Below are 1,551 nucleotides of genomic sequence, written 5' to 3' on the forward strand. Positions count from 1 at the left end.
TATAGCTTGTCACCAGAGGAAAGAAAATGTCACCGAAAAACCGGACCCGCAGAACAACAACCCGCAACATCCGATTTCCAAACCAGATGATTGAACAAATTAACATCGCTCTTGACCAGAAAGGTTCAGAAAATTTTTCAGCGTGGGTTATTGAAGCCTGCAGAAGAAGATTAATTAATGAAAAATATTCTCAATTTGTACCCAACAAAGACAAACACGACCAGAGCACCTGTTCAGACAGGTTTACTTAAACGACTTATATATGACACAAAAAGCGACCACTAAAGTCGCTTTTTCTTATGGTAACAGGCAATAACTCTCTCAGATATTTTTTAGCATTTTTTTGACCGCGCGTTTCCGGACGTATTCTGTTCTCCTGTCCCTTTATATCGTCGGAATACCCGCCGCTCTTCAAATCCCATTCCCAACTCAGAATGTAGTCTGTTGACCGCTTGTTTTATTTCTGTCAGGTTCACCGGTGAAACCGGAGTCCGGCGCGCCCTACGCAAACACTCTGCTCGTTTCTGTGCCGCCACTTTTCTTTTCTGGTCATCACTTAGCTGTACCATCACTTTTGCCCATCGTTCAGCTGCTCTCCGGTACAGTCCTTTTTTCTCCAGACATTCTGCCAGGTGATCATGTAGCATAAGTGACCTCCGATTATCTACAGACTGCTATCCTGAATTTACCTTCCTTTAATGAAATAACAATAAAAAATAAATCACAGAAAAACAACAAAACAACACACAAAAAAACTAAATAATAAACCCAAATAATCACCTTATTTTATTATTTTTTGAGAGAGCTATTACTGAACAAAAAACGCTGACTATATACTCAAAACCAAACAACTATTCTGCCAATCAGGTATAATGGCAACACAAGGAATTACCGTGTTTTTGCCTTCTCTGCCCATACAATACGGACATATACTTCATACTCTATTGTAATATTTCCATCCATGCGAACAACTTCATTTATCTGTAAATAATATTCAAAATATTTATCACAGAAATCGTTTTTGGCCATGATCTGAGCACACTATAAAGTCCGGAACTGACTTTTTGTTAAATTACCTTAACGTTACCAGTAACACCTTCATAACAAAACATCACGGTATACACTGGGTACGGATATATTCCTGTGCTCCTTCCAGTTGCTTCTGCATTGTCATCAGCCGTTCTCTGAGGATGAAATAATCCCGTTCAGCGGTGTCTGCCAGTCGGGGGGAGGCTGCATTATCCACGCCGGAGGCGGTGGTGGCTTCACGCACTGACTGACAGACTGCTTTGATGTGCAACCGACGACGACCAGCGGCAACATCATCACGCAGAGCATCATTTTCAGCTTTCGCATCAGCTAACTCCTTCGTGTATTTTGCATCGAGCGCAGCAACATCACGCTGACGCATCTGCATGTCAGTAATTACCGCATTCGCCAGCTTCAGTTCTCTGGCATTTTTGTCGCGCTGGGCTTTGTAGGTAATGGCATTGTCGCGGTAATGATTAACAGCCCATGACAGGCAGGCGATAATGCAGATAACCAGAGCGG

The 1,551-nt window shown here is 42.4% G+C and carries 3 protein-coding genes; 1 reads left to right on the forward strand and 2 read right to left on the reverse strand.

The window, feature by feature from the left end:
• Positions 1-26 precede the first annotated feature (26 nt).
• On the forward strand, positions 27-251 hold the full coding sequence (locus tag HEN33_RS24890; RefSeq protein WP_071961468.1) for a YlcI/YnfO family protein: 225 nt from the start codon (positions 27-29) through the stop codon (positions 249-251).
• An 81-nt stretch (positions 252-332) separates the two neighbouring features.
• Here HEN33_RS24890 and HEN33_RS24895 read toward each other — a convergent pair whose 3' ends face one another.
• Together HEN33_RS24895 and HEN33_RS27210 are read right to left on the reverse strand one after the other, a co-directional pair.
• Complete coding sequence (locus tag HEN33_RS24895; protein WP_176263612.1) at positions 333-647, reverse strand: PerC family transcriptional regulator; 315 nt, start codon at positions 645-647, stop codon at positions 333-335.
• A 464-nt stretch (positions 648-1,111) separates the two neighbouring features.
• A complete protein-coding gene (locus HEN33_RS27210) occupies positions 1,112-1,546 on the reverse strand; it encodes a lysis protein (protein WP_445297910.1) in 435 nt (144 codons plus the stop codon).
• Between the last annotated feature and the right edge of the window lie 5 nt (positions 1,547-1,551).

The sequence above is a fragment of the Escherichia sp. 94.0001 genome, assembly GCF_013369155.2.
GTDB classification, from domain to species: Bacteria; Pseudomonadota; Gammaproteobacteria; order Enterobacterales; family Enterobacteriaceae; genus Escherichia; species Escherichia coli_F.

What these genes read in the sequence shown, in the direction of transcription:
- HEN33_RS24895 (WP_176263612.1), bottom strand. Translation starts at nt 647, where the DNA reads ATGCTACATGATCACCTGGCAGAATGTCTGGAGAAAAAAGGACTGTAC.
- HEN33_RS24890 (WP_071961468.1), top strand. Translation starts at nt 27, where the DNA reads ATGTCACCGAAAAACCGGACCCGCAGAACAACAACCCGCAACATCCGA.